The sequence below is a fragment of the Mesorhizobium sp. M8A.F.Ca.ET.161.01.1.1 genome, from assembly GCF_004792105.1.
Taxonomy (GTDB): domain Bacteria; phylum Pseudomonadota; class Alphaproteobacteria; order Rhizobiales; family Rhizobiaceae; genus Mesorhizobium.
The window spans coordinates 1-395 of the sequence record NZ_SRTD01000133.1 but is presented as its reverse complement, the minus strand read 5'-3'; the positions used below and the strand labels follow the sequence as shown (position 1 = coordinate 395).

Below are 395 nucleotides of genomic sequence, written 5' to 3'. Positions count from 1 at the left end.
CAGGACCATCGCGAGCTTTCCGCCTGCACGCGCGCGCACGACGACGATCAGCGGCGTGGCGCCGCCTTGCAGCACGATCTGCTCATAGAGTTGCGCGAGCCATATGGGGTGCTGAAAGGCGGTCGCCGCCGAACTGGCGAAGAGCTCGGCGTATTCCGTCGAACGGAAATCGAACGCATCCTCGGCAGTGACTTCAAACATATGATCCGAACCGGCGGGACAGCGGCCTATCGACGACGTCTTGCGTTTCAGGTCAAGATCGACCGCCGGGATTGTTGGAATCTTGGTATATGCGCAAAGTGCTAATGTTGCGTGCACAGAAGTCAGAGGCATGCGCCAAAGGGCCAGCAAGTCGAGAACTTCGCCCCGTGAAGTGCGAAGTCCGACTTTGCCCG

At 59.7% G+C, this 395-nt stretch carries 1 pseudogene; it reads right to left on the bottom strand.

The features are described 5' to 3' along the window. Positions 1 to 351: pseudogene (locus EN804_RS37515) on the bottom strand (hypothetical protein); the annotation flags it as partial. Between the last annotated feature and the right edge of the window lie 44 nt (positions 352 to 395).